A 270-nucleotide genomic window follows, 5' to 3' on the forward strand; every position below is an offset into this window, starting at 1 on the left:
TAGCAGCAGGTACAGATGCAACTGACGCAGTGAATAAAGGTCAGCTGGATGCATTAAGTACATCAAGCAACAACAAGACAGATGCCTTGGGTAACAGTACAGCGAACAATCTGGGTGGTGGGTCAAGTTATGACAGCACGACTGGTGCGGTGAGTGCGCCAACCTATGTCACCACGAAAACCGATGGTACGACAGTTAATGCAAGCAATGTGGGTGATGCCTTAACCAATCTGAACAATGAAGTGGTTAAGCCGATTACCTTTGCAGGTA

1 pseudogene is annotated in these 270 nt (G+C 47.4%); it reads left to right on the forward strand.

Annotated features, from left to right (window positions below):
* Positions 1-270: pseudogene (locus HUN22_RS17870) on the forward strand (hypothetical protein); the annotation flags it as partial.

Origin of the sequence: Acinetobacter lactucae, assembly GCF_013344765.1 — a bacterium.
Classification (GTDB): Bacteria; Pseudomonadota; Gammaproteobacteria; order Pseudomonadales; family Moraxellaceae; genus Acinetobacter; species Acinetobacter lactucae_A.